The organism is Kribbella sindirgiensis, from assembly GCF_004331435.1.
GTDB lineage: Bacteria > Actinomycetota > Actinomycetes > Propionibacteriales > Kribbellaceae > Kribbella > Kribbella sindirgiensis.
In genome coordinates, this window is record NZ_SJKA01000014.1 from 17,352 (window position 1) to 44,228 (window position 26,877).

23 protein-coding genes are annotated in these 26,877 nt (G+C 68.6%); 11 read left to right on the forward strand and 12 right to left on the reverse strand.

The window, feature by feature from the left end:
* Positions 1 to 53 precede the first annotated feature (53 nt).
* The 6 genes from E0H50_RS31480 (at position 54) to E0H50_RS31505 (ending at position 8,901) form a co-directional block, all read left to right on the forward strand.
* Positions 54 to 1,154: a LacI family DNA-binding transcriptional regulator gene (locus tag E0H50_RS31480; RefSeq protein ID WP_165547359.1), complete on the forward strand. Its 1,101-nt coding sequence runs from the start codon at positions 54 to 56 to the stop codon at positions 1,152 to 1,154.
* A 114-nt stretch (positions 1,155 to 1,268) separates the two neighbouring features.
* On the forward strand, positions 1,269 to 4,373 hold the full coding sequence (locus E0H50_RS31485) for an endo-1,4-beta-xylanase (RefSeq protein ID WP_238151464.1): 3,105 nt from the start codon (positions 1,269 to 1,271) through the stop codon (positions 4,371 to 4,373).
* A gap of 18 nt (positions 4,374 to 4,391) precedes the next feature.
* The gene (locus E0H50_RS31490; RefSeq protein WP_238151465.1) at positions 4,392 to 5,861 is read left to right on the forward strand and encodes an extracellular solute-binding protein; all 1,470 of its coding nucleotides are present in this window, start codon (positions 4,392 to 4,394) and stop codon (positions 5,859 to 5,861) included.
* Entirely contained in the window at positions 5,861 to 6,850 is a 990-nt protein-coding gene (locus tag E0H50_RS31495; RefSeq protein ID WP_131294425.1) for a carbohydrate ABC transporter permease, read from the forward strand. The genes E0H50_RS31490 and E0H50_RS31495 overlap by 1 nt, the downstream gene beginning before the upstream one ends.
* Positions 6,847 to 7,677 carry a carbohydrate ABC transporter permease gene (locus E0H50_RS31500; protein WP_131294427.1) on the forward strand — a complete coding sequence of 277 codons (831 nt, stop codon included), beginning with the start codon at positions 6,847 to 6,849 and terminating at the stop codon, positions 7,675 to 7,677. The genes E0H50_RS31495 and E0H50_RS31500 overlap by 4 nt, the downstream gene beginning before the upstream one ends.
* A gap of 9 nt (positions 7,678 to 7,686) precedes the next feature.
* Positions 7,687 to 8,901 (forward strand): Gfo/Idh/MocA family protein, encoded by a 1,215-nt coding sequence (locus E0H50_RS31505; protein WP_131294429.1) that lies wholly within the window; start codon positions 7,687 to 7,689, stop codon positions 8,899 to 8,901.
* A 32-nt stretch (positions 8,902 to 8,933) separates the two neighbouring features.
* Here the strand turns inward: E0H50_RS31505 and E0H50_RS31510 are convergent, their stop codons facing one another.
* Positions 8,934 to 10,256: a hypothetical protein gene (locus E0H50_RS31510; protein WP_131294431.1), complete on the reverse strand. Its 1,323-nt coding sequence runs from the start codon at positions 10,254 to 10,256 to the stop codon at positions 8,934 to 8,936.
* Positions 10,257 to 10,387: 131 nt separating this feature from the next.
* Here E0H50_RS31510 and E0H50_RS31515 point away from each other — a divergent pair, with 131 nt between their 5' ends.
* A complete protein-coding gene (locus E0H50_RS31515) occupies positions 10,388 to 11,095 on the forward strand; it encodes a carbonic anhydrase (RefSeq protein WP_131294433.1) in 708 nt (235 codons plus the stop codon).
* 22 nt (positions 11,096 to 11,117) lie between these two features.
* On the opposite strand, the gene E0H50_RS31520 is transcribed toward E0H50_RS31515, so the two are convergent.
* From E0H50_RS31520 to E0H50_RS31550, 7 genes are read right to left on the reverse strand one after another with little or no spacing between them, the layout of a single operon-like run.
* Positions 11,118 to 11,615, reverse strand: coding sequence for a beta-class carbonic anhydrase (locus E0H50_RS31520; protein ID WP_131294435.1), 498 nt, complete (start codon positions 11,613 to 11,615; stop codon positions 11,118 to 11,120).
* Positions 11,612 to 12,541, reverse strand: coding sequence for a sucrase ferredoxin (locus tag E0H50_RS31525; RefSeq protein ID WP_131294436.1), 930 nt, complete (start codon positions 12,539 to 12,541; stop codon positions 11,612 to 11,614). The genes E0H50_RS31520 and E0H50_RS31525 overlap by 4 nt, the downstream gene beginning before the upstream one ends.
* Positions 12,542 to 12,598: 57 nt before the next feature.
* A complete protein-coding gene (locus E0H50_RS31530) occupies positions 12,599 to 14,260 on the reverse strand; it encodes an MFS transporter (RefSeq protein ID WP_131294438.1) in 1,662 nt (553 codons plus the stop codon).
* A gap of 5 nt (positions 14,261 to 14,265) precedes the next feature.
* Positions 14,266 to 14,970: an LppX_LprAFG lipoprotein gene (locus E0H50_RS31535; RefSeq protein WP_131294440.1), complete on the reverse strand. Its 705-nt coding sequence runs from the start codon at positions 14,968 to 14,970 to the stop codon at positions 14,266 to 14,268.
* A 5-nt stretch (positions 14,971 to 14,975) separates the two neighbouring features.
* Positions 14,976 to 17,423, reverse strand: coding sequence for a DNA gyrase/topoisomerase IV subunit A (locus E0H50_RS31540; protein WP_131294442.1), 2,448 nt, complete (start codon positions 17,421 to 17,423; stop codon positions 14,976 to 14,978).
* Positions 17,424 to 17,480: 57 nt separating this feature from the next.
* A complete protein-coding gene (locus tag E0H50_RS31545; RefSeq protein ID WP_131294444.1) occupies positions 17,481 to 19,424 on the reverse strand; it encodes an FtsX-like permease family protein in 1,944 nt (647 codons plus the stop codon).
* Complete coding sequence (locus E0H50_RS31550) at positions 19,424 to 20,191, reverse strand: ABC transporter ATP-binding protein (RefSeq protein WP_131294446.1); 768 nt, start codon at positions 20,189 to 20,191, stop codon at positions 19,424 to 19,426. Before E0H50_RS31550 ends, E0H50_RS31545 begins: the two co-directional genes overlap by 1 nt.
* A 107-nt stretch (positions 20,192 to 20,298) precedes the next feature.
* Between E0H50_RS31550 and E0H50_RS31555 the strand changes: the two genes are divergently transcribed.
* The 4 genes from E0H50_RS31555 to E0H50_RS31570 are packed head-to-tail and all read left to right on the forward strand — an operon-like array spanning position 20,299 to position 23,053.
* On the forward strand, positions 20,299 to 21,561 hold the full coding sequence (locus E0H50_RS31555; protein ID WP_131294448.1) for a sensor histidine kinase: 1,263 nt from the start codon (positions 20,299 to 20,301) through the stop codon (positions 21,559 to 21,561).
* Complete coding sequence (locus E0H50_RS31560; protein ID WP_131294450.1) at positions 21,543 to 22,196, forward strand: response regulator transcription factor; 654 nt, start codon at positions 21,543 to 21,545, stop codon at positions 22,194 to 22,196. Before E0H50_RS31555 ends, E0H50_RS31560 begins: the two co-directional genes overlap by 19 nt.
* A 2-nt stretch (positions 22,197 to 22,198) precedes the next feature.
* Positions 22,199 to 22,600 (forward strand): CoA-binding protein, encoded by a 402-nt coding sequence (locus tag E0H50_RS31565; protein WP_202868411.1) that lies wholly within the window; start codon positions 22,199 to 22,201, stop codon positions 22,598 to 22,600.
* Positions 22,601 to 22,630: 30 nt separating this feature from the next.
* Positions 22,631 to 23,053, forward strand: a complete 423-nt coding sequence (locus E0H50_RS31570) for a TIGR03667 family PPOX class F420-dependent oxidoreductase (protein ID WP_131294454.1) — start codon at positions 22,631 to 22,633, stop codon at positions 23,051 to 23,053.
* 12 nt (positions 23,054 to 23,065) lie between these two features.
* Here the strand turns inward: E0H50_RS31570 and E0H50_RS31575 are convergent, their stop codons facing one another.
* The 4 genes from E0H50_RS31575 to E0H50_RS31590 are packed head-to-tail and all read right to left on the reverse strand — an operon-like array spanning position 23,066 to position 26,836.
* On the reverse strand, positions 23,066 to 23,314 hold the full coding sequence (locus E0H50_RS31575) for a DUF2630 family protein (RefSeq protein ID WP_131294456.1): 249 nt from the start codon (positions 23,312 to 23,314) through the stop codon (positions 23,066 to 23,068).
* Entirely contained in the window at positions 23,311 to 24,078 is a 768-nt protein-coding gene (locus E0H50_RS31580) for an ABC transporter permease (RefSeq protein ID WP_131294458.1), read from the reverse strand. The genes E0H50_RS31575 and E0H50_RS31580 overlap by 4 nt, the downstream gene beginning before the upstream one ends.
* Positions 24,079 to 25,779: an AMP-binding protein gene (locus tag E0H50_RS31585; RefSeq protein WP_131294460.1), complete on the reverse strand. Its 1,701-nt coding sequence runs from the start codon at positions 25,777 to 25,779 to the stop codon at positions 24,079 to 24,081.
* Positions 25,780 to 25,789: 10 nt separating this feature from the next.
* Entirely contained in the window at positions 25,790 to 26,836 is a 1,047-nt protein-coding gene (locus E0H50_RS31590; protein WP_238151468.1) for an ArsB/NhaD family transporter, read from the reverse strand.
* Positions 26,837 to 26,877 lie beyond the last annotated feature (41 nt).

Below are 26,877 nucleotides of genomic sequence, written 5' to 3' on the forward strand. Positions count from 1 at the left end.
CGGTGCACAACCCCGTTGGACCAGTCCAACGGATCCCGCAAGGAGGTGGCCGGATGGCGAAGCTGACGATTCGTGACATCGCCGCGCTGTCCGGTGTCTCGAAGTCGACGGTCTCCCTGGTGCTGAACAACAGCCCGAAGGTGGACCCGGCGACGCGGCGGCACGTGCTCGCGGTGATGCGCCGCAACCGGTACGTCCCGAGTTTCGCGGCGACCGCGCTGGCCAAGGGCAGTACCCGGCTGATCGGGATGGTCGTGCCGGGCCTGTCCTGGCACATGGTTGCCTCGATCAACATCGGGGTGGCCGCGGTGACCGAGCGCAGCGGGTTCGACATCATCCTGTACACCGCGACCAACGACCGTGACTACGGTTCGCTGATCGACCGCATCCTCACGTCGAGCATGGTGTCCGGCCTGCTCGTGGTCAGCCACGAGCAACCGCTGGAACCGCTCGTCCAGCTGCACTCCGACGGCCTGCCGGTCGTCCTCGTGAACACGATCGACGCCGATGTCGCGCTGCCGTCGGTCACCGCCGACAACTACGATGGCGCGCTGACGGCGATGGACCACCTGCTCCAGCTGGGACACGAGCGCATCGCCTGTGTCCAGGGACGGATGGTCTACCGGTGCTGCCAGGACCGCTACCGCGGTTACCTGGACGCGCTGCGGTCGGCCGGCATCCAGCCCGATCCCGAGCTCACCAAACCCGGTGACTTCCTGCCCGAGCAGATCCGCGCGCGGTCGGGGGAGCTGTTCGCGCTGCCGCCGGACCAGCGTCCGACTGCCGTGTTCGCGCACTCGGACGTGACGGCGTACGGCGTGATGACCGCCGCGGCCGAGGCCGGGCTGCGGGTGCCGGAGGACGTCTCGGTGATCGGTTTCGACGACATCGAGTCGGCGGCCCAGATCCGGCCGCCGCTGACCACCATTCAGCAGCCGTTCGTGGACATGGGCAAGCGCGCCGCCGAGCTGCTGCTCGACGCGATCGGCCCCGCCGACCCTGACGCTGTTTCCGATGACCAGGAGCCGGTGGACGAGCGTCCCCGGCTCGTGATGCCGACCAGCCTGATCGTCCGGGCGAGTTGCGGGCCGGTGCCCGTGACCCGATCCCCGCGCGGACGCTCGCAGCCGAGCAAGACGACCTCCAAGGCCTGATCCGTCCCGGATCGAGGTCCCGCCCGACCGTCCGATCGCAGCAGTCCCCGTGCAGGACCCCGGCGTACCGCCGGCGGGTCCGCGCTGCTGTGCGCCCTCCGAAAGGTTCGTCCAGTGATCAGAAAGCTGGCCACCGGGGTGATCGTCGCTCTGGTCGCGGCCGTCGCAGTGGTCGCGATCCAGCCCGCTGCGCGCGCCGACGCCGCCCCCGTCGAAGTCCTCCCGCCCGATGCCGTTGCCAACTTCACCGAGTTCAAGAGCCTCCCGGCCGACGCGACCCAGCAGGTCCCGATCACCGGCAACCCGAACTTCACCAAGGCCCTCCAGATCGCTGTCCCGAACGGTCCGCAGAGTCCCGGTCTCGACGGCGAGTACGAGATCACGCTCGGCGTACCGGCGGCCGCGACTGTCACGCAAGGCGATGCGCTTGTCGCCACACTGTGGGCGCGGGCGATCTCGCCGAGCGCCGGTAACGCCCACGTGGTGTTCGAGACCGACGGGTCGCCGTACAAGAAGTCGCTCAACGCCGCGCTCCGGTACGGCACCGAGTGGCAGAAGTTCCAGTTCCCGTTCCGCGCCACGACGACCTACACGGCCGGCACCACGACCGCGGCGCATCTGAACCTCTGGCTCGGGTACGGCGCGCAGACCTTCCAGATCGCCGCCGTCTCCGTGCAGAACTGGGGCCAAGGTACGCCGGCAGGGTACCCGCAGGTGACGTACGACGGCCGGGACGCGAACGCAGCCTGGCGTACGGCGGCCAACGCCCGGATCGACCAGTACCGTAAGGGAAATCTCGCGGTGTCGGTCGTCGACCCGGCCGGGAACCCGGTCAGCGGCGCGACCGTTTCCGCCGTACAGCAGACCAGCGCGTTCAAGTTCGGCGCGGCCTCGGACGGATCCCGCCTGATCGGTGACCCGTCCAGCGGGATCAGTGCCGCCGACCTCGCGCAGTACCAGAGCAAGGCCTCGACGATCTTCAACCAAGGGGCCCTGGGCAACAACCTGAAGTGGAACCACTGGGAGAACCCGACCGAACGCGACACGATCACACTGCCCGCGATGCAGTGGATGCGGGAGCGCGGACTGCGGATCCGCGGCCACAACCTGGTCTGGCCGTCGTGGGGCTACCTGCCGCCCGATCTGAGCACACTGCAGAACGACCCGGCCGCGCTGCGGACCCGAGCCAACAACCACGTCCTGGACGAGGCCGGCGCACTGGCCGGGATCGTCGACGAGTGGGACGTCGTGAACGAGCCGTACTCGGAGCACAGCCTGCAGGACATCCTCGGGCCGAACGAGATCGAGTCCTGGTTCCGGCTGGCGCGTCTGGCCGACCCGACCGCGAAGCTCGCCCTGAACGACTACGGCCTGGTAGAGAACAACGGCTGGGAGACCCGCCACCGCGACCATGTCTACAACATCGTGCAGTCGCTCAAGGCCTCGGGCGCACCGATCGACCTGGTCGGGTTCGAGAGTCATTTCAACGGCGTGCAGCTGACGTCGCCGGACGACTTGCTCGCGATCGTGGACCAGTTCGCGGCGCTCGGTGTGAAGGTCGCGATCACGGAGTTCGACGTGGACACCGACGACCTGCAACTGCAGGCGGACTACACCCGCGACTTCATGACCGCGATGTTCTCGAACCCGAACGTGAACCAGATCAGCAACTTCGGCCTCTGGACGAAGAACATCTACAACCCGCGCGTGGCGCTCTACAACGACGACTGGTCACCCAAGCCGAACGCACTGGTGTGGGAGGACCTGATCACTCGCCAGTGGCACACGAGCGTGAGTGGCCAGAGCAGTGCGGCCGGAACGTTCGGAACGCGCGGTTTCCTCGGTGACTACCTGGTGACGGTCACCGTGAACGGCATCTCCAAGCAGGTCAAGGTCGCGATGCCGACCACGGCCGGCGCGTCGGTCAAGGTGATCACCGACGGCATCGCCACCACCGTGCGCACCGATCAGCCGAACCCGATCGGCGACGGCGACTTCGAGACCGGCACTCGCGGCTGGACCCCACTGGGCACCGGTCCGGCGACCGCGGCGAACGCCCACAGCGGTCACGGCGCGCTGTCGCTCAGTCCGGGCTCCGGTGTCACGCAGAACCTCACCGGAATCACGCCCGGCACGAGCTACCTGCTGTCCGGCTGGGGGAGGCTGAACGGCGGCGGCACCCAGTGCTACGCCGGCGTACGTGGAGGTGCCACCGCAGGTACGCCGACCTTCCAGTACGTGCTCTCCTACGCCGACGAACGCGCGTACACGCAGAAGCTGGCCGCCTTCACGCCACCGACCGGGACGAAGTGGATTCAGGCGTTCGCCTGGTCGAACCCGGGTGCGACCTCGACCGAGTGCACCCTCGACGACCTCGCCATCACCCCCACGGACGGCACGCCACCGCCCGCCCAGGGACCGCCTGCGGTCGCGCCTCGCCTTCCAACGCCGTCGATCCTCAGCAACGGCTCTCTCGAGAACCAGTCGAACACGACGGGCTGGTACTGCCTGGGAACGTGCACCCTGAAGAACGCATCGACGACCCCGCACGCCGGTAGCGGCGACTTGTCGGTGACCGCGCGAGCGGCCGCGTGGGCCGGGCCGGCGCAGGGCGTGGCGGTCGTGAACGGCGGGTTCTACGACTCGTCCGCCTGGGTGCGTCTGGCCAGCGGATCGGACACCGCGATGGTGAGTCTCAAGCTGACCACCTCAACGGGTTCGACGACGATCCGGCTCGGCTCGGCGGCGGTGACCTCGACCGGGTGGACCCGGATCTCGGCGGCCGACACGCAGGTCTCGTGGACCGGCACGCTGACCAAGGCCGAATGGTGGATCAGTACGACGACCGGCACTGACAGTCTGCTCGTCGACGACGCGTCCTTCGCCCCGATGGCCACAACCGCCCCAGCCGGCACCGGTCCGGCGGAGACCGCCTTCAACCCGGTGCTGCCGACCGCGGCGTGCGTCGTACGCAACACCGGCGACAACACGTACACGGCGTACTTCGGGTACTCCAACGCGAACAACTACTACATCCCGGTCCCCGTCGGTACGGACAACGCGTTCAGCCCCGGACCGTCCGATCGCGGCCAGACCGTCTCGTTCCTGCCCTTCCAGCGACCGCGCCGCGTGGCGGTCACCTGGGACGGCAGCCCACTCACCTGGCGGCTCGGCGCACTGACCCAGACCGCGTCGTCGACCACGCCGGCCTGCAGCTAAGTCACTGGAGGAACACTCATGTCATCACGCATCTCACGACGGACACTGCTCCGCGGGGCGGCCGGACTGGCCGGCGCCGGGGCGCTGGCCGGCTGCTCGTCCGGCAACGGAGGCTCCAGCGCGTCGAAGGCCTCGACGACCATCACCTACTGGGACTGGTACGCCAGCCAGGCCGGCTGGGTCGACAACGAGATCAAGCTGTTCCAGGAGGCCCATCCCGGGATCGCGGTCAAGAAGACCACGCAGGTCAGCGACAAGTACGCCGACCTGGTGTCGCTGGCGTACCGGAGCAACAACGCGCCGGACATCCTGATGGTGCCGAAGAGCCCGCAGCTGAGTCAGCAGATCTCGCAGAGCTGGCTCATGCCGCTGGACAAGTGGGCGACCGACTCCTGGCAGGGACGGTTCCCGGAGAACAGCTTCGTCGAAGGCGTCGACGTCTTCGGCGGGAAGGTCTACACCGCGCCGTTCGCCGCGCCGGCCCCGTCGCTGCAGCTCTACGTCCACCACGGGGTGTTCAAGGACGCCGGACTGACGAACGACGACGGCAGCGTGAAGCTCCCGAAGACGTGGGACGAGGTCACCGGCGCCGCGGAGGCGATCGCGTCGAAGAGCGGTGGCAAGGTCGCGCCGTTCGGGTTCGGCAACTCGACGAACACGACCCTGGCCTGGTGGCTGGATCTGTTCGTCCGCGGCGCCGGCACGCCGGGTGGTGCGGCCGTCGGTGGTATCGACGGGATGGACTACCGGGTGGGGAAGTGGACGTTCGGCACGGACCGGAACTACCTCGACGTCATCAACCTGCTGCTCGAGTGGAAGAACAAGAACTGGTTCTACCCGAACTCGATGAGCATCTCCGACGAGCAGGCCCGGGCCTTCTTCGAACGCGGCCGGTTCGGGATGACCGTCGGCGGTGTCTGGAACCAGCCGGAGTGGACCAAGCACAAGTTCACCGACTACAGCCTGGTCACGCTGCCGACGCCGTCGGCCGGAGACCCGAAGGCGTTGTTCTACGGCCCGCCCGGTGGCAAGTTCGTGGCGGTCAACGCGAAGACGCCGCACGCCGACGAGGCGTGGGCGTGGTTCGAATGGCTGTACAGCCCCGACGCGGGGAAGCGGTGGGTCGAGCAGGGGCAGGGACTCTCGGTGTACGCGAAGAACAACGACCCGAAGAGCGTGACCTTCGCTCCGTTCGCGCAGTACGTCGCGATGTCCGGGGCAGCGGTCGTCGGGCCGCAGCCGACGATCCGGAACCCGAAGGTGGCGGCCGTCCAGCTGCCTGGGGTGAAGCCGGACATCAACGACGTCCTCGCCGGCGTCTACACCGGACAGCTAAAGGATCCGCAGGCCGCGCTGAACGAACTGACCGACAAGATGAACCAGGCGCTCGGTGACGCGATCACGAAGGCGCCGGGTGTCAGCCCGAAGGATTTCACGTTCTCCGACTGGGACCTGACCAAGCCCTACACGACCAAGCCGGGGGCCTGATGGCGGTGACCGCCCCGGTCCGCGAGCACTCCACCGACACCGCCCGCGCCGAGCCGCCGCGCTCGGCCGGGCGGCGTCGCGCCCGCCGCCGGACCTACCTGTGGTCGTACGTGTACCTGGCGCCGATGATGGTGCTGTTGCTGGTGTTCGTGGTGTACCCGATCATCGCCTCGCTGGGCTACACGTTCTACAAGTGGGACGGGATCGGCGACCCGTCGGACTTCGTGGGGCTGGACAACTTCCGCCAGATCGTCCACGACAGCATCTTCTGGCGGTCGCTCGGCCACACCTTCGTGTACGCCGCGTTCGTCGTACCGATCCAGCTGGTGCTCGCGCTGGCGCTGGCGCTCGTGCTGAACAACAAGAAGCTGCGGTTCGCGTCGTTCTACCGGACGTTGTTCTTCCTGCCGGTCGTCACGTCGGCCGCGGTGATCGGTGTCGTGATCCAGCTGCTGGTGTCGAACTTCGGGGACTCGATCAACTCGGTGCTGCTGAAGCTGCAGGTGATCGACCAGCACGTCGACTGGCTGGGGGATCCGCATTTCGCCCTCGGGATCATCATCCTGGTCGGGATCTGGCACACGTTCGGCTACAACCTCGTGTACTTCCTCGCGGGCCTGCAGACCATCCCGGACGAGCTGTACGAGGCCGCCCGGCTGGACGGCGCCGGCCGGTTCGCGACCTTCCGGTACATCACGATCCCGATGCTGCGCGCGGTCGGCGTGGTGATCGTGATCCTCGCGGTGATCGGGACCTTCCAGATCTTCGACCTCGTCCAGGTGCTGACCAGCGGCGGTCCGTTCTTCGCCACCGAGGTCGTGAACACGTACATCTACCACCTGGCGTTCGGTGGGAGTAACGCGAACGCGGTCCAGCCGGACATCGGCCTCGCCTCGGCCGCGTCGTTCGTGTACGGCGTACTGCTGATCGCGTTCTCGGTCGTGCAGGTCGTCGTACTGCGATCGCTCGCGAAGCGGAGGGCCCTATGACACGGCGGCGTGTGGTGACCGCGATGACGCACGTGGCCTTGCTGGTGAGTGGGCTCGCGTGGCTGTATCCGTTGTTCTGGGCACTCGGGAGCTCGCTGAAGAGCGACGACGACTTCTTCACCGACGGGCTGAACCCGATGCCGTCGCACTTCCTCTGGGCGAACTACCTGAACGCCTGGCGCGAGGCCTCGTTCAGCCGATACTTCATGAACACTATTCTGATCACCCTAGGCACGGTAGTGATCACTTTAGTAGTCACTTCCTGCGCGGGATACGTACTTGCCCGTACACGGTTCCCAGGGCGCGGTTTCTGTCTCGGGCTGGTGTCCGCGACGCTGTTCCTGCCGCACGGGTACACCATCATCCCGGTGTTCGACCTGATGCAGCGGCTGCATCTGCTGAACAGCCTGTGGTCGGTGGTCATCGTCCAGGCGTCCGGGGGAGTGGTCTTCGGAACGTTCCTGTTCATGGGGTACTTCATGGCCGTCGACCGGGAACTCGAGGACGCCGCCCAGGTCGACGGCGCGAACTTCCACCAGACGTTCGCGCGGATCATGCTGCCGCTGTCCGGCCCGATGCTGGCCACGGTCGGCCTGTTCACCGCGATCACCGCGTGGAACAGCTTCTTCATCCCGCTGGTGTTCACGCTCGGCCGTCCCGAGCTGCGCACGCTGGCGATCGGCATGTACGCGTTCATCGGCGAGAACTCGACCGAGTGGACGCTCCTCTGCGCGGGCACCGTCATCACGCTCGCGCCGATCATCTTGCTCTTCGTGCTGCTGCAGCGCTTCTTCGTCAACGGCCTGGCCGGCGCGGTCAAGCAATAGGAGGACTCCATGCGCACTGCGATCGTGGGCACCGGCCACCGGGCCCAGCTGTTCACCGAAGGGCTGGCCAAACGGGACGCGTATGAGGTGGTCGCGTTGTGCGACCCGAACTCGGTGCGGATGGCGTTCCACAACCGCATGCTGCTCGCGGCGGGGCGCCGTACGGCGCACCTCTGGCCCCCGGCGCGGTACGACGAGATGTTGCGGGTGGAGCGGATCGAGCTCGTGGTGGTGACGAGCGTCGACGCGACCCACGACCGGTACATCGAGGCCGCGCTGCGGGCGGGCGTACGGGTGATCTGCGAGAAGCCGATGACGACGGACGCGGTGAAGGCGCAGAGCATCCTGGACACGGTTCGGGAGACGGGCGGGTCGTTGTCGGTGGCGTACAACTACCGGTTCAATCCGGTGCATCGGCGGGTGCGCCAACTGCTCGCCGAGGGCGCGATCGGCCGGGTGCATTCGGTGCACTTCGAGTGGATGCTCGACGTCTCGCACGGCGCGGACTACTTCCGGCGCTGGCATCGCGACAAGTCGAACTCAGGCGGGCTGATGGTGCACAAGGCCAGTCACCACTTCGATCTCGTGAACTGGTGGCTCGGCGCCGAACCGCAAACGGTGTACGCCCGCGGACAGTTGGCGTTCTACGGACCCGGGCACGAGCACGGGTACGCGCGGGACTACGTCCGGGCGCACGGATCCAGCGACGCGGCCGACGATCCATTCGCGCTGCAGCTCGCCGACAACGCGACGATGCGCGACCTCTACCTGGACGCGGAGGGGGAGGACGGGTATTACCGGGATCGCAACGTGTTCGCGCCAGGTGTGTCGATCGAGGACGACATGGCGGTGCTCGTCTCGTACGACACGGGCGCCACGATGACCTACCACCTCACGGCGTACTCACCGGCCGAGGGCTACCGCGTGATGTTCAACGGATCGGGGGGCCGACTGGAGCTGAATGTAGAAGAGTCGACATTTACCAGCATCACGGTGCGGCCGTTGTGGTCGGAGCCGATCGATCACACCGTCGAGCACGACCACGAGGGCCACGGCGGCGCGGACCCGCGCGTCCTCGCAGCGCTCTTGGATGGAGAGGAGACCGAAGGCGCTGAAGTTGCCGATGCGCGTCAGGCAGCGCTCGCCTTGGTCACCGGCCTGGCCGCCAACCGCTCCTTCGAGACAGGCCTGCCCGTCCGAACGGCCGACATCCTGAAGCTGTGATCAGAAGAGTGATCACATGACCACTATTCTGATCACGAGAGGGCGGATCGCAGGATCGCGTGGGCTCCGGCGACGATGGCGTTGCGGTTCGCCTCGTAGGTCGGGTCGGTGATCGCGGTCTTGTTGGTCAGGTCGAAGGACAGCACCGGGACGTGCAGGTGGCCGGCCGGCATCGAGGGGTCGAGCAGGTCGCGTTGCAGAGTGTTGCGGTAGGCAACTTCATTGGAGAGGTAGCCGCCACCCGCACCTTCGGACGCGATCGAACCGGCAGTGGGACCGTCCGGCCGGCGCACCGGTGTGGTCTCGCCGGCGGGGATCTCTAGGACGGAGGTGTTGACGCGGGTACGAAACGGCGGGACCTCGGTCTGCGCCATCCGTGCGAGGGGCAGGCTCGAGGTCAGCCATTCGGGGCCGGCCGGCATGCTGGGGGAGACGACCGGGGCGCTGATCGTCCCGCCGCCCCAGAGGTTGTTGTTGTCGCCGATCGAGCTGACCGACCGCCGGCGCCCGTTGAAGACCTCGAGATCGAAGATCCCCACCCGACCCTGGCTCGCCGTCATGACCAGGTCGGCGTGCTGCGGCCCGGGGCGGTAATGCGGTGCGAGTGCGTCCTCGACCATGCTCTCGTCGAAGTCGGTGTACCGGACCGGGAACATCACCGTCTGGATCTCGTACGTCGTACCGTTCACCCGCCAGCGCTGACCGTCGAGTGTCAGCGCGTTGGCGCCGGAGGGATTGCCGATCCGGATGTCCGCGTCGAGCGTGAACGGGTCGAAACCGGTGACGAGGATCTTGCGGACGCCCGGCGCGAAGCGGGTGCTGGTGATACCGCGGGAGGCGTACTCGAACGAGCGGATCAGGTTGGCGCGTTCCGTCGTACCGAGGCCGAAGGCTGGTTGCCATTGCCGAAGTGCGAGGGCCATCGAGATGCGTGCCCAGTACAGTCCGCGGTCGTCGGTTGCCGGGAGGGCGTCGGCGCCTGTCGGGGTGCGTTGCGCGCGTTGGGTCGCCGTACGCCAGAGGGCCTCGCCGTGGGTGCGTACGAGGGTGGCCGCGGCTTGGCGGCTGGGGACGCGGCACAGGAGCTGCGTGAACAGGTCGACCTGACGGTCGAAGCCTGAGCGGCGCAGGATCTCGGCGGGCACCGACGGGCCGCCGTTGATGCCCCGGCCGAGTCGCTGCTCCTCGACGGTGCCGACGATCGAGTGGTCCAGGCAGCCGGTGACCGGCCCGCCGCGGAAGGCGGGAGCGGTGTCCGGGAGCGCCTGGGCGATCGGTGCGCTGGAGAGTACGGCGGTCAGCGCGAGGGCGCCGGCGACCAGGGAACGGTGGAATGAGCTGGGGCGGAGTCTCATAAGGGGTGTCTATCAGATTTCGGGGCGGGATCCGAGAGATCCTCAGTGTTCGTGGGTACTGCAGACTGTATGCAATCTGCTACGGTCGATGAGACGGCACCGCCCCGCCGTCCGCCCTGAGGAGACCGCTCATGAACACCCCGTCCCGCCGCCGCATCCTCACCACCGCACTGGCTTTCGGACTGGTCGGATGTGGACGTCAACAGTCTGACGAATCGATCGTGGGAACTGTCCCGCCGACCGGGAGTTCAGTTGCTGATGGCAAGCAGGCGCTCGAGCGGCTGCGGTTGGGGAACGCGCGGTTCGTGGCCGCGCAGGAGCAGGATCTCGACGAGGGCATCGCCCGGCGGATCGCGGTCAGCAAGGGACAGCACCCGTTCGCGACGATCCTCGGCTGCGTCGACTCACGCGTACCCATCGAGCTCGTCTTCGACCAAGGCCTCGGCGACCTGGTCGTCGTCCGGAGCGCCGGCGGAGCACTCGACCAGTCCGTGATCGGCAGCCTGGAATTCGGAGTCGCCGAACTCCACACCCCGCTCCTGCTCGTCCTAGGCCACCAACGCTGCGGCGCCCTGGACGCCACCATCAAGGCTCTCGACAGGCCCACCGCCCACCCGGGCAAGCTCGGCTACCTCGTGGACACCCTCGCCCCGGCCGTCCGCCAGATCTCCGGCAAGCCCGGCGACCGCCTCACCAACGCCGTCCACGTGAACGTCACCCACGTCCTGGCCGAACTCCGCCGATCACCCGTCATCGCGCCACTAGAACAATCAGGCAAACTCCAACTAGCCGGCGCCTACTACGAACTGGACACCGGCAAGGTCACCCTCGAAACCTGACCAGCCGCTCCGGGACAAGCGGTCAGTCGACCTGGGTCAGAAGGCCGCTGTCGACGTCGTACATGAAGCCGCCGACCAGGATGTCGTCGCCGATCAGCGGGTGTTCGCGGACCGCGGCGACGTCGCGGCGGAGGGCTTCGAGCTGGTCGGGGATGACGTTGATGGGCAGGTAACCGGCCGGTTTCCCGGCGGCCAGCTCGACCTTCGCGCGGAGTTCGTCCTCGGACATCGCGGCCATCGCGCAGCGGGTGTGCGGGATGATCATGATCCGCCGGACGCCGAGCAGCTGGACGCCCAGGACCAGGCCGGTCATCGTGATCTCGGTGACCCGCCCGCCGGCCGAACGCAGCACCTTCGCGTCACCGGGCTTGAGCCCGAGCATCTCCAGCGGCGGAATCCGCGAGTCCATACAGGTGACCAGGCCGATCCCGGCATGGGCGATCCCGTCGAAGCCGCCGTAGTGGAAGTCGGCGGCGTACTCCGCGTTGGCGGCGAGCAGATCGTCGAAACCTTCGCTCATCGCGCTGCTCCTAGGACTGGGGTTCCGGCGTGCAGAATCGACATGGCGAACGGTTCCTTTCCGCAGGAGTCCGGACGGGGTGGATCGGCCGGTGCGCTGGTGACCGGCACGATCCATGACCGCCCGTCGACATGCTGGACGGTGACAGTGTCGGCGCCTTCGCCGACGACCAGCAATGAATCCAGTGAGAGATCGCCGATCAGCTCGCGTACGGCGACCTCGGCGACCTGACCGCGCTTGGTCCAGGTGGAGCGGCCGCGCAGTCCGGTCAGTACTGTCTCGCCACGGTCGGCCGCGGCCAGTACCTCGACTGCTGTGTCGACCGTGAGATGCCCGTGCATGGTGCCGGCCGGCAGGTACGTCGCGGTCGGCGCGAACCGGTGCCCGCCGAGGTGATTGGCCTCCCACACCCGACCCGGCACGCGCTCGGCGAGCCCAGCCACCAGCGGCCGTCCGAGTACGGCGCAGCACTCGTCGCGCTTGCCGTTGGTACAGACCAGCACGATCGGTTCGTCGAGCGGCGTCAGAATGGGCAACGATGCGAGAGCCCCCGCGCGATCGCCACGGGCGACCGCGCCGAGGTCGAGGTCGTTGAGCTCCGACGGATCCGCGACCCGCCCGCCGAGCAGCCACGAATTGCCCGGCCGTGTGGAGGCGACGAAGACCTGGTGTGACCGCTCGACCGAGTCCGCGTGCCGGCCAGGGGAGCGGATCAGGCCGAACCGTACGTCGACCTTCTTGCACTCGTCGTCGAAGGCGCCACCGAATCCCGGGTCGAGGTGACTCTGCGTCGGCGCCTTCGCACCCCACGGACCGGGCTGCTCGACGACGACCCATCCGCTCGCCACCACCGCCGTACCGGGCAACGGCTCCTGCAGCACCCGACAGAACGTCGAGCACAGGCCGGCGGCAGGAGCAGGGGTCACACCAGAACGGTACGCGACCTGAGACGGCTGTCCCTCATGATGATCATCATGTGTGCGCTAGCTGTGAAGTGGGCCACGCCGCCCGAGCAGCAGGACACCGAGGATCGCCGCGAGAAAGGCGCACACGGCGGCCCCGGCGAAGATTGCGTGAACTTGTGAAACGGCGGCGTCCCGGAGCGCGTCGACGTACGGGCGGCAGTCGGCGGGGGACGTCGGACAGAGCTCGTTGGGCGATTTGATGCCGTCGGCAATCGCGTAGTACCGGCGGAGGCCGATCGCGGTCAGCGCGGAGACACCGACGAGCATGCCGACCATCCGCGCGACGACGACGAGCGCGCTGACCAGGCCGTGGCTGTCCGACGGCGTCGCACCGAGCATCGCCGTGTTCAGCGGTGACAGCGCCAGCCCGAATCCGAAGCCGCAGACGAGCAGTACGACGGTCGCGGGCCAGTGATCCAGCGCCGTACGGCTCCAGAACGCCATCAGGACGAACATCGCCCCGGACAATCCGAGCCCGGCACCCGTGATCAGCCCGAGCCCGTGGCGCCGCGTCAGCCAGCCGCCGACGACCGCGCCGACCGGCAGGGCGATCAGGAACCGCAGCAGCACCAGCGCGGCCGCGAGCTGCCCACCGCCCTGTGTCGTGCGAGCAAACACCGGTATGTCGACCAGCGCCGCGATCAGCGCGCAGCCGATCAGAAAACTGACCACCAGCGAACCCCAGGCCGGGCGTCCACCCAGCAGGCCGCGAGGCACGATCGCGGCCGGCGTACGCCGCTGCCAGAGAGCGAAGGCGACGGCGAACACAGCTGCCGCGACGAGCAGCCACGGTCCGGCAGGCGACATCAGTTCGCGCTCAGGATCTGCCGTCGCGAAGGCGAGCACGACGCCGGCCAGCGCGAGTGCGAGCAGCAGCGCGCCGACGAGGTCGACTCGCTGGAGCACCCCAGCCAGGTGCCCGCGAGTCCGCGCCAGTACGAGCCCGAGCCAGGCAAGCGCCAGTACCAGCGTGGCCACGCCGATCGGCGTGAGCAGCCGGGATGTCCCGGTGAAGGGCACGAAAGGCAGACCGAGCGTCACGCCGGACGCGAGTCGATCCGGAGCTGTGAGCGTGAGGCCTAACGCAATACATGCCAGCAACCCGACGGCGCCCGAGATGCGTGGTCGCGAGCGGCCGCGGAGCAGCAGCGCGAGGATGACAGCGACGACCAGGTTGAGCCAGAAGATGTACCGCCAGTCAGCCACCGCGAGCACGGCGGCACCCAGCAGTGGGCCCAGTACAGAGCCGAGCTCCTGCACTGCCCCGACCACGCCCAAGGGCATCCCGCGCCGCTCGGCCGGCCACAGGTCGGCCACCAGCGCCAGCGTCGCCGGAACCAGTCCGCCACCGCCGACGCCCTGCAGAAACCGACCGGTTACCACCAGTGGCAGGTCGTAGGCGCCGGCCGTGATCAGCGACCCGACCGCGAACAGCAGCAGCGCCCCGACGAGCACCGGCGTACGCCCCGCGACATCCGCGATCCGCCCGATCAGCGGCAGGACCGCGATGTACCCGAGCAGGAACCCGGAGATGATCGGCGCCGCCCGCTGCAGCTCGTCCGCGGACAGCCCGACCCCGGCCATCATGTCCGGTAACGCGAGTACGACGACGTACGTGTCGGCCGCCGCGAACGCGACAGCGATCGAGGCCAGCGTGAGGCGGGTCCTCGGATTGCTCATCGAGCTCACGGCTTCGTGATCTCGATCTTTTCGCCGTATCTGTCCAGGGTCACGTCGTAGCTGCTGGTGGCGCCGGTGTAGAACGGGCCGGTGATGGTCGCCGAGACCAGCTGTTTGCTGTCCTTGTGGATCTTGAAGGTGCTCGGGAAGGTCTGGTCGGCCGGGGCCTTCGGGAAGATGCCCTGGAGGGACTTGCCTTCGACGGAGCCGGTGACCTCGGTGAGGACCTTGGAGCCCTCGCGGGTCTCGCCCTTCACCTTGGCGTCCTTGAGCGTCGGCAGGACCGCGGTCAGGCCCTTCGCCGGATCGAGCAGGATCGCCGGGTCGGGCGCGCCGAGCCCGGCCAGCTGCGCCGGTGTGAGCTCGATGTAGCTGGGGGAGAACGACACCTTGGCGTAGACCTTGCTCCCGACCGCCACCACGTCGGCGTCGATCGGCGACCCGGACGACCGCACGGTCAGCTTGCCCTTGAACGCGGGCGCGTGCGTCGCGACGCCGTCACCGCTGGCGAGCGTCTGCGCGTTGTCCGGCAGATCGCGCCCGGTCAGCACGATGTGCACGCTGGCGGCCTCGTCGATGGTCTTCTTGACATCGGTCAGCAGCGCGACCGCGTCGCCACCGGACCCGCCTCCGCCGCCGGACTCCTTCTTGTCGCTGCAGCCCGCCACCGCCAGTACCACGACCGCGCACAGCGCGAGCACTCTCTTCACAGAAGTCAGCCTGCCAGATCAGGAGCGCATGCAGCGATGGGCTGAGCGACCGGCACGCCGGAGCCGTCGCGCCGCATGTCGACGGGCGGCAGCTCGACCGGTGCGCCGCTGTTCGCGCTGGCCTTCACCGGCGCGGTGCCGACGTACCCGAGCAGGAGGCCGTCCTCGCCCTTCAGCAGCCGCTGGCACCGCACACCGCCGGTCCCGCGGCCCTTGCCCGGGTACTCGCTGAACGGCGTCACCTTCACCGCGCCGACCTCGGTCCCCGGCAGCGCGGAGGACGATCCCGCGATGGTGACGACCTGCGCTTCACGCGCGGTGTCGACGGCCCCGAAGAAGACCACCTTCGCCTTCGCGGCGAGCCGTACGCCGGCCATACCGCCCGCGGTCCGCCCCTGCGGGCGCACAGCCGACGCCGGGAAGTGCAGCAGTTGCGCGTCGGAGGTGATGAAGCACAGCTCCTCCTCGCCCGTGGTCAGCTCGACCGCGCCGATGACCTCGTCGCCGTCCTTGAGACCGATGATCTCCCACGAGTCCCGGTTGCTCAGGTGATCCGGTACGACGCGCTTCACCACGCCGCCCGTCGTACCGAGAGCCACACCGACCGAGTCCGGATCCATCGTGGTCAGGGCCAGTGCCTTCTCGCCCGGGTCCAGCGACACGAACTCCGCGATCGGCGCACCACCCTGCAGGTTCGGCGCGCTCGCGGTCGTCGGTACGGCGGGAAGGTCGAGCGACTCGAGCCGGATCAGCCGGCCCGCGCTCGTGATCAGGCCGTACTGCCCGCGGGCGGTGCTCTTGACCGCGGACACGATCGCGTCGTGCTTCGCCCGCGAGTCGCTGGGACCGAACGGCTCCACGCCGTTCGTGCGGGCGAGCAGCCCGGCCGAGCTCATCAGGATCCAGCACGGGTCGTCGCTGACCTCGAGCGGCACAGCGGCCGTCTTGGTCGCGCCGGACGACTCCAGCAGTACGGTCCGCCGCGGCGTCCCGTACGTCTTGGCGACCTCGGCGAGCTCGTCGGAGACCATCTTGCGGAGCAGCGCGGGGTCTTCGATGATCGCGGTCAGGGCCTCGATCTCGCGCTCCAGCTCGCCCTTCTCGGTCTCCAGCTCGAGCTTCGAGAACTTCGTCAGCCGGCGCAGCGGCATGTCCAGGATGTAGTTCGCCTGGATCTCGGACAGGTCGTAGATCTCGATCAGCCGGGACCGCGCCGCGGCCGAGTCGTCGCTGCTCCGGATCACCTGGATGACCTCGTCGATGTCCAGGATCGCGATCAGCAGGCCGTCGACGATGTGCAGCCGGTCCTGGGCCTTCTTCCGGCGGAACTCGCTGCGCCGGCGCGTCACGTCGTACCGGTGCTCGAGGTAGACCTCGAGGAGCTCCTTCAGGCCGAGCGTGCGGGGCTGTCCCTCGACCAGGCAGACGTTGTTGACGTGGAACGCGTCCTCGAGCGGGGTCAGCTTGTACAGCTGCTCGAGCAGCGCCTCGGGGACGAAGCCGTTCTTGACCTCGATGACCAGCTGGGTGCCGTGGGTGCGGTCGGTGAGGTCCTTGACGTCCGCGATGCCCTGGAGCTTCTTGCTCTGCACCAGGGTCTTGATCTTCTCGATCACCTTCTCCGGGCCGACCGAGTACGGCAGCTCGGTGACCACGATGCCCTTGCGGCGCGGGGTGACGTTCTCGACGCGGGCGGTGGCGCGCATCTTGAAGCTGCCGCGGCCGGTCGCGTACGCGTCCTTGATCCCCTCCAGGCCGACGATCTTGCCGCCGGTCGGCAGGTCCGGCCCGGGGATGAACCGCATCAGGTCGTCGAGGTCCGCGCCCGGTGTCTTGATCAGGTGCCGCAGCGCCTGCACCACCTCGACCAGGTTGTGCGGGGCCATGTTCGTGGCCATCCCGACCGCGATCCCGGCGGCGCCGTTCACCAGCAGGTTCGGGAAGGCGGCCGGCAGCACGTACGGCTCGGTCTCCTGGCCGTCGTAGTTCGGCTTGAAGTCGACGACGTTCTCGTCCAGCCCCATCGTCATCGCCATCGACGGCGGCGCCATCCGGCATTCCGTGTAACGCATGGCCGCCGGACCATCGTCCAAACTTCCAAAATTTCCATGTCCGTCGATGAGTGGGACGCGCATGGACCAGGGTTGGGCGGTGCGGACGAGGGCGTCGTAGATCGCGCCGTCGCCGTGCGGGTGGTACTTACCCATGACCTCACCGACGACGCGGGCCGACTTCACATGGCCGCGGTCGGGGCGGATGTTGTTCTCCGCCATCGAGAACAGGATCCGCCGCTGGACCGGTTTGAGCCCGTCCCGGGCGTCGGGCAGCGCCCGGGCGTAGATCACCGAGTAGGCGTACTCCAGATAGCTGTTACGCATCTCGTCGGAGACGTCGACGTCGAGAATGCGCTCCTCGAAGTCCTCGGGTTCGGCGGTGCTGGTACGGCGTGCCATGCGGGTACGAACTCCTCGATCAACCGGTACGGCGCCGCGACGGGTCTGGCGCCGTACCTATTCTCGCTGCTGAACACCTGTTTCTCCGGCCGCGACCCGCAGGAGGTACGTCGTCGGGGCCAGAGCGGACCCTACCGCCAGGATCAGACAAAGCGCGCCGATACCCAGCAGGATGCCCCACGGCACGGTGACCGGTACGTCGGCGACGCCCGCGGTCATCGCGTGCCGGATCAGTACCCCGACCGTCACCGTGGTCGCGGTCCCGAGACTCAGCGCGACCGCCCCGACCAGCGACGACTCCCAGAGCACCATCCGCCGCAGCTGCGCCGGCGTCGCGCCGAGCAACCGTGAGGTGACGAACTCCTGGCGGCGCTGCAGGCTGCCCATCAGGAGCGTGTTGGCGATCGCGATCGCGCTGTAGAGCGCGGCCGGGCCGAGGAGCATGACGAGCCCGACCCGGTTTCCCTTCCGAACACCCTCCGCCTGGTCGGCCTCCCAGTCCGCGGCCAACTGCGCGCCGGGCAAGCGCTTCACAAGTTCACCCGGATCGACACCGTCGGCGGGCAGCACGAAACTGCGCTCGGCCTGCGCATCGGGCGCGTGCTTGCGGGCGAGATCGAGCGGGAGGAGGAACGACGGGTTCACCCCGAACGCGTTCTTCACGACCGCCACCACCCGGAGCTTCACCGACGCCTGGTCGGCGAACACCACCGGGATCTCGTCGCCGACGTCGTACCCCTCGAACCCCGACATCTCCTTGCTGACAGCGACGGTGTTCCCGGTCAGGTCACTCAGCTTGCCTGACAACTCAGTGAGATCCCGGGTCTGCGCGGCAATCCCCGGGTCGATCCCCTCCGCGTCCTCCAGTTCCGCGTAGTCCGCCGCGACCCGCACCAGCTGAACCGGCAGCCCGGCATCCACCGCCTTCACCCCAGCGACGTCAACCGGGGCTGCTCCGGTGACGACGATCGGTGCGCGAACAGCATCCCGAATCGTCGCCTCGGCACTGTCCGCGGCGAAACTGAGGCTGAGCACCATGGACCCGGCGATCGCCGAGATCGCCAGGATCGGCGCCGCGAGGGACGCGCTCCGCCGCGGCGCGGCGAGCACGTTGCTGCGGGCCAGCCGGCCCGACACCTGCGTCCACGCGACCAGCGGCAGCGCCCACACCCGTCCGACCAGCGGTACGACGAGCGGCGCGAGCAAGGTCAGCGCGATCACGATCACCATCGGCGTGAACATCGCGAGCGGTACGGCGCCCTCGTCGCTCGACGGCCGGATCAGCGTCAGCATCGTGATCGCGCCGGCCAGGAAGAGCAGCCCGAACACGATCCGCGCCGGCCCGATCCGCGGCGGCTCCAGGGCGGCCTCCCGCAGCGCGTCGATGGGCGCGACCCGGCCCGCCCGGCGGGCCGCCGAACGCGCACCGAGCATCGCCACCAGCAGCCCGGCCCCGACGGCGATCGCCAGCGGAACCCACGGCGACGCCGGCTCCAGCTTCACCGGCGCCAACTCGGTGTACGACGCCTTGCTCAGGAGGAACGGTGTGGCGAGCTGGGCCGCGACCGCTCCGGTGAGCGAGGCGGCAAGCGCCACGACCACCGCCTCGCCGAGCACCATCCGGCGAATCTGCCGCGGCGTCGCGCCGATCAGCCGCAGCAGCCCGAGCTCCTGCCGCCGCGACGCGACCGCGAACGCGAACGTGCTGGCGATCACGAAGACCGTGATGAACCCGCTGATCGTCCCCACCATGCTGAGCACGGTCTGCAACCCGGACACATCGGCGTCCGACAACGGAACCTTCACCGTCTGGGGCGGCGTCCCGTCGCCGCCGAGGGTCGTGACGCTGATACTCGCCGAGGCCGGCCCGTGATACGCGACTGTGGCAGCCGTCGCAGTCGCGGCCAGCCCGAGCAGAAACACCCCTACCGCAAGCGCCACGAACGATCCGGCATACAACGACCGATGCCGCCCCACGGTCTGCCGGCTGAGGAAGAACATCATCGCTCCAGGTCGCTCATGGCTGCCGCGATCTGTGCGGGGGTGGCGCGGTCGAGGTGGCCGGTGAGGAGGCCGTCGGCGAGGAAGAGGACACGGTCGGCGTAGGCGGCGGCGACCGGGTCGTGGGTGACCATCACGACGGTCTGGCCGGCGCGGTCGGTTGCCTCGCGCAACAGGCCGAGGATCTGCCGGCTGGTGCCGCTGTCGAGCGCGCCGGTCGGCTCGTCGGCGAAGAAGACCGACGGCCGGGTGATCAACGCCCGCGCGATCGCGACCCGCTGCTGCTGCCCACCGGACAACTCGGCAGGCCGCCGCTTCGCCTTCCCCTCCAGGCCGACCTGCTCCAGCACCCGCTGTACGTCGTTGCGCGCCGGCCGGCGACCGGTGAGTCGCAGGGGGAGCGCGACGTTGTCGTATACGGTCAGCGACGGCAGCAGGTTGTAGGCCTGGAACACGAAACCCATCTCGGCCCGGCGCAGCTTGGTGAGCTCTACCTCGTTGAGGCCCAGAAGTGTGACCCCGTTGAGCACCACAGTCCCCGTGGTCGGATGGTCGAGCCCCGCCGCGCACTGCAGCAGCGTCGACTTGCCGGAGCCGGACGGACCCATGACAGCCGTGAATGAGCCCCGCGCGAAGTGGTACGTCACCCCGCGCAGCGCGTCGACCGCTCCGGCCTTGGAGCGGTATGTCTTGGTGATGCCGTCCAGCAGCAGCGCAGGCGGCTCAGCCGGTGCGGTGAACGGATAGGCGGGCGCGGTAGCGGTCATGGTTCCAGCAAACCGCCGTACGCCGCTCTGGACGCTGGCCCACAAGGGAGACCCGCGGTAGCGCGCACGCTACCGCCCAGCGACCGTCGCCCGCCTAGGGTTGGGCCATGACCGTGTGGGCCGCCTTGGCTTCGCCGCGCTACCTGATCTCGTCGTGGCCGTGGCGGAGCTATGCGTACCTCCTCACGTCGGTGCCGATGGGGGCGGTGTCGATCGTGGTCCTGGTCGGGCTGGCCGCGTTGAGTGCGGTGCTGAGCCCGATCCTGATCGGGATCCTGATGCTGACGGCGTTCCCGCTGGTCGGCGCGGTGATCGGGTGGGTGGAGCGGCGGCGGGCCGGGATGATGCTCGTCGACGGCATCAAGAGCCCGCACGCGAAGCTCCCGGCCGGGCTGACGCGGCGGGCGAAGCTGACGTTCCGGCGCCGTGAGCAGGCGTCGATGCGGGCGCTCGGGTACGGCTTCGTGCTCGGTGTCTTCGTGTGGCCGCTGAGTGCGCTGTTCGCGGGGCTCAGCGTGACCATCCTCCTGACGACGCTGGCCTCGCCGGTGATCGCGGACGGCGACCAGATGGGCATGGGGCCGTGGACGATGGACACCGCGGAGGAAGGGCTCCTGTTCCTCGTCCTGTTCGGTCCGCCGTACTACGTGGTCAGCTCGTACCTGCTCGGGGTGATCGCCGGCGCGGAGGCCTCGCTCGCCCGGGCGATGCTCGGACCCCGGCAGGAGGAGCTGCAGCGGAACCTCGCCGAGCTGCGTCGTTCCCGGCTGGACCTGGTGGACGCGTTCGAGACCGAGCGCGTGCGGATCGAGCGGCACCTGCACGACGGCGTACAGCAGCGGCTGGTCGGGCTCACCATGACACTCGGTCTGGCCGAGCTGGACCTGCCGGACGGCGAGGGCCGGCGGCTGGTGGTGAAGGCGCACAGCGAGGCGGAGGCCGCGCTGGCGGATCTGCGGGCCGCCGTACGGGGCATTCATCCGCGGGTGCTGGTGGATCACGGGCTGGAGGCCGCCGTACGGGAGGTGGCGGATCGGATGCCGTTGCCGGTGACGCTGCAGCTGTCGGTCCCGACGCGGTTGCCGGGGCCGATCGAGGCTGCGGCGTACTTCGTGGTCAGTGAGGCGCTCGCGAACGTCGCCAAGCATGCGCAGGCGTCGACGTGCGAGGTGACCGGCTGGGTGGACCGCGACCGGCTCGTCATCACGGTGCAGGACGACGGAGTCGGTGGCGCGCAGTTGGGCGCCGGGACGGGTCTCACCGGGTTGGTGACGCGGTTGGACGCCTTGGGCGGCACACTCGACGTCGACAGCCCGTCTGGTGGGCCGACGCGATTGAGGATGGAGTGCCCGTGCCAACTCGGCGACTGAGCATCGTGCTTGCGGAGGACTCGCTGCTGTTGCGGGAGGGGCTGGCCAGCATCCTGGATCGCGCCGGGCACGAGGTACGGGACGCTGTCGGGGACGGTGACGCGTTGCTGGCCGTCGTACGCAAGAACCCGCCGGACATGGTGATCACCGACGTACGGATGCCGCCCGGGCACAGCGACGAGGGACTGCGGGCCGCGGCGGCGATCCGGGCGGAGCTGCCCGCGATCGGGATCCTGGTGCTGTCGCAGTACGTCGCCGACGCCTATCTCTCGTCGTTGCTGGAGACAACGACCGGCGGGATCGGGTACCTGCTGAAGGACCGGGTCGGCCATGTCACCGAGTTCCTCGAGTCACTGGACCGCGTCGCCGACGGCGGGACCGTGGTCGACCCTGAGGTGGTGCGGCAGCTCCTGGCACGGCGGCGGAACGACGGTCCGCTGTCGGCGCTGACGCCGCGCGAGCTGGAGGTTCTCGCGCTGATGGCGGAGGGCCGGGTGAACGGATCGATCGCCGAGCACCTGGTGGTGAGTGAGGCCGCCGTCCGTAAGCACGTCGGGAATATCTTCGCCAAGCTGCGGTTGGACGAAGGGTTGGACCGGCGCGTATCCGCAGTGCTGACGTATTTGAGGGGCTAGTCGTGGACGAGGCGATTCGGAAGATTTTGGCTGAGTGCGACACGTGGGCCGTGGTGGGGCTGTCGAACAACACCAGCCGGGCGGCGTACGGCGTGGCGCGGTTCCTGCAGAGTCACGGGAAGCGGGTCGTGCCGGTGCATCCGGCCGCGGAAACGGTGCACGGTGAGCAGGGGTACGCGACGCTCGCGGAGATCCCGTTCCCGGTGGACTGCGTGGATGTGTTCGTGCGGTCCGAGCTGGCCGGGGACATCGCGGACCAGGCGGTGGGAATCAGAGCGAAGGCGGTGTGGTTCCAGCTCGATGTAGTGGATCAGGACGCCTACGCACGAACGACGGCTGCGGGTCTCACGATGGTGATGGACCACTGCCCGGCGATCGAGTGGGGACGTCTCGGACCCGCCTGAGACCCGTCTGACAGCGACTGAAGGGCAGCGATGTTCACGATCGACACCTCCACCGGCTTCGGCAAGCGGATCGAACGGCAGCTCGACGACGAACTCGTGGTCTGGCTGACCACCGTCGGCCGGTCGGGTACGCCGGCGCCGAACCCGGTGTGGTTCCTCTGGCACGACAACGAGATCCTGATCAGCAGCCAGCCGAACAAGGCCAAGCTGCACAACGTGGCCGACCACCCGCAGGTGACCGTCAATTTCAACGCGACCCACACCGGGGGAGACGTCGGCGTCATCTCCGGTACGGCGGTGGTCGACACGGACCCGATCAGCGGCGACGCGCTGGCGGCGTACAACGCGAAGTACGGCGACGACATCGCCGGGCTCGGGATGACTCCGGACCAGTTCCACGCCGACTACTCGGTCCTGATCCGGATCACCCCCGGGAAACTGCGCGGTTTCTGATCCGGCGACCTATCAGTTGAGGTAGCCCTCGACCGTGTCGCCGGAGCGGGCGGCGGCGTCGTCGGGGTTCTCGCCGAACTCACGCTTGGCACGGCGCTGGCGGAGCAGGTCCCAGCACTGGTCCAGCTCGACCTCGAGCGCCCGGAGCCGGCTCTGCTCGTCGGTGTCGTTCATCTGTCCCGCCGCGTGCTTGGTCCGCAGCTCGTGCTCCTCGGCCACCAGTTCGTCGATCCGGCTGAAGATGCTCTTGTCATCGCTCATGAAGAAACCGTACGCCCGTCCGGAAGGGACGAACGGGACAGGAGCTCCGTCACCACCAGGATCGCGATCGCCTCGGCCGCGACCAGGCCGATCAGGACGACGAGTTGGAGCGCGGCTGCCTGGGTCGGTGAGGCCCCGCCGAGGACCATGCCGACGAACGCGCCCGGGAGGGTGACGAGGCCGACGGTGCGAGTCTGATCCAGGGCCGGCAGCAGGGCATCACCCGCCACCGGACCGACCACGAGCTTGAACGCGTCCGGCTGCAGCAGCCCGATCGACAGTCCCGCCTCGAACTCGCCGTACCGGCTGCCGTACTCGCTCAGCACGCGCCGTCCGGCGAGCGTGGTCGCGGTCATCGCACCGCCGACGATGATGCCGCCCATCGGCAGGATGCTGGCCGGGTTGCGCGGTACGACGCCCGGCAGGATGAGCAGCAGCAGTACGATGAACGCGCCGGCGCCGATCGCGGCCGCGCAGTACATCCACTGCCGTGGGACGACCGCGGCATGCTGGAGCCGTCGCGTGCTCGTCACCGTCGCGACCACGAACATCAGCAGCACGAACGCGATCGCTCCGAGCGTGTGCTGCAGCGCGACGCCGACCACGGCCCCGACTGCGGCGAGCTGCACGAGCGCGCGCAACGCCGCCGTGACGATGCCCTTGTCGTGCCGGAGCCCGGCGTACCGGGAGGCGCCGACACCGATCGCGATCAGCAACGGCAGGACGCCGACGGCCGCCCAGCCGAGCCCGGTATGGAAGGACATCTACTTGAAGTCGGCCTCGTCGTACGTCGGCCCGCCGGTCCCGCTCTCGACCTTCGCGGCCTCGTCGGTCCGCAGTTCGACCCGCCGGATCTTCCCCGAGATCGTCTTCGGCAGCTCGGCGAACTCGATCCGCCGGATCCGCTTGTACGGCGCGAGGTGCTCGCGGCAGTACGCCAGGATCTCCCCGGCGAGCTCCCGCGACGGTTCGTGCCCGGCCGCGAGCACGACGTACGCCTTCGGTACGGCGAGCCGCACCGGATCCGGCGACGGGACGACGGCCGCCTCGGCGACGGCCGGATGCTCGATCAGCACCGACTCGAGCTCGAACGGCGAGATGCGGTAGTCGCTGGCCTTGAACACGTCGTCCGAGCGCCCGACGTACGTGATGTAGCCGTCCGCGTCGCGGCTCGCGACGTCGCCGGTGTGGTAGTACCCGTTCCGCATGACCTCTTCGGTGAGCTCCTGCGCGTCCCGGTACCCGCGCATCAGTGGGACCGGCGCGGGCGCCAGCTCGATGCAGATCTCGCCGTCGTCGCCGATCTCGTCCGTGGAGGGGTCGATCAGCGCGATGCTGTACCCGGGCAGCGGGCGGCCCATCGACCCGAGCTTCACCGGCTGGCCGGGCGGGTTCCCGATCTGCGCGGTCGTCTCGGTCTGGCCGTACCCGTCGCGGATCGTGACGTCCCAGGCGTTGCGGACCTGCTCGATCACCTCGGGGTTCAGCGGTTCACCGGCCGAGATGCACTCGCGGATCCGGACCTCGACCGCGGACAGATCGGCCTGGATCAGCATCCGCCACACCGTCGGCGGCGCGCAGAACGTGGTCACGCCGTACGTCGCCAGCACGTCGAGCATCTTCGACGCGTCGAAGCGCGTGTAGTTGTAGAGGAAGACGGTCGCGCCGGCGTTCCAGGGCGCGAACACGTTGCTCCACGAGTGCTTCGCCCAGCCGGGGGAGGAGACGTTGAGGTGGACGTCGCCGGGCTGCAGGCCGATCCAGTACATCGTGGACAGGTGGCCGACCGGGTAGCTCACCTGCGTGTGCTCGACCAGCTTGGGTTGGCTCGTCGTACCGGAGGTGAAGTAGAGCAGCAGCGAGTCGTTTGCTGCGGTGTCGACCTCGGGCACGGGGCCTTCGTAGATCTCGGAGTCGGCGTAGGTGAGCCAGCCTTCCGTCGGTTCGCCCACGGCGACGCGGATGCAGTTGTCCGCGATTCCGGCGTACCGGGCGGTGTCGGCGCTGCTGGTGACAACAGCGCGAACGTTGCCGCGGGAGATGCGGTCCGCGAGGTCGGCGTCGGTGAGCAGGGTGGTGGCGGGGATCATCACCGCGCCGGCGCGGATGCAGCCGAGCATGGTCTCCCAGAGCTCGACCTGGTTGCCGAGCACGATCAGGACGCGGTCGCCTGGCTTCAGCCCGGCCTCGGTCAGCCAGCCGGCCACCTGACGGGACCGCTCACCCATCTCGGCGTACGTCCGCGAGTTGACCTCGCCGTCCTCCTCGACGATCGTCAGCGCGGCCACCTCGGGCTGCTCGACGGCCAGCGCGTCGAACCAGTCCCGCGCCCAGTTGAACCGCTCGAACGCCGGCCAACTGAAGTCCCGGTACGCCGTCTCGTAGTCGTCCCGATGCGCTATCAGGAAGTCGCGCGCAGTCCGGAACTCCCGGGTGACCTCCGAAGTACTCTGCTCCGTCGCCATGCAGCGCAGACTACCCATTCAGAGCGAGGACAGCTCCGGTTACCACGAGTGGCGTGAGGATGAGGCCGCGCCACAGGAACGACCACCAGGAGATGTCCACGCGGGCGGCGTCGCAGCGGGCTCTCCAGAGGAGGGTGGCGAGGGAGCCCCACAGGGTGAGTAGGCAGCCGCAGTTGACGCCGATGAGTAGCGCGAGCATGCGATGGGGGCTGTCTGCGGCGACCGGTTCCATGGCGAGGTACGCCGGGAGGTTGTCGAAGAGGTTCGCTCCGAGGGCCGCGGTCGCGCTCAGGCGCAGCTCTGAGGTGGTGCCTGCGATCCGCCGCAGCAGGTCCTCGAGCCCGTGGGAGCTGAGGAACCCGACCACGGTGAACAGCACTACAACGGTCCCGACCAGCTTGAACGGGATCAGCGACCACCGGAGGACACTGCGTCGCCGTACTGCGAACAGAGCGACCAGCACGAGCGCCCCGATGCTCGCGGGTATCGCCACCTCGATACCTGACACGAAGGCTGGGCCGAGCAGCAGACAGACAGCGGCGGAGCCCCAGAACAGGACCTTGTCCTCGACGGCAGGTGTCGGCGGGACGACGTACCGGCGCGGCAGGTCGCGGTGGAAGAGGACCGCGAGCACCACGACCGTGACGAGGATTGCGGCGATGGCAGGGCGCCAGCTCACGGACAGATAGCTGACGTCCAGTTGGCGGAACGGGTGCAGGGCGAGGAGGTTCGTGAGGTTCGACACCGGCAGCAGGAGGGACGCCGTACCGGCCAACCAGACGGTGGTGAACGCGAACAGCTTCGGCGGGATGTCCAGTTGGCGGGCCATCGACAGCACCACAGGTGTCAGCAGCACCGCACAGGTGTCCAGGGACAGCACGATCGTGAGGCCAGTGGCCAGGACGACGACCAGCAACCACAGGCGCCACACCCGGCCGCGGGCGAGGTGCGCGGCCTCCCGCGCCGCGACGTCGAACACCTTGGCCTGGTCGGCCAGCTCGGCGATGACGGTCACCGCGACCAGGAACACCAGCACCGGCGCGATCCGCTCGACCAAATTCACAACCTCCGAAGTGCCTGTTTGAGTACGCTGTCCAG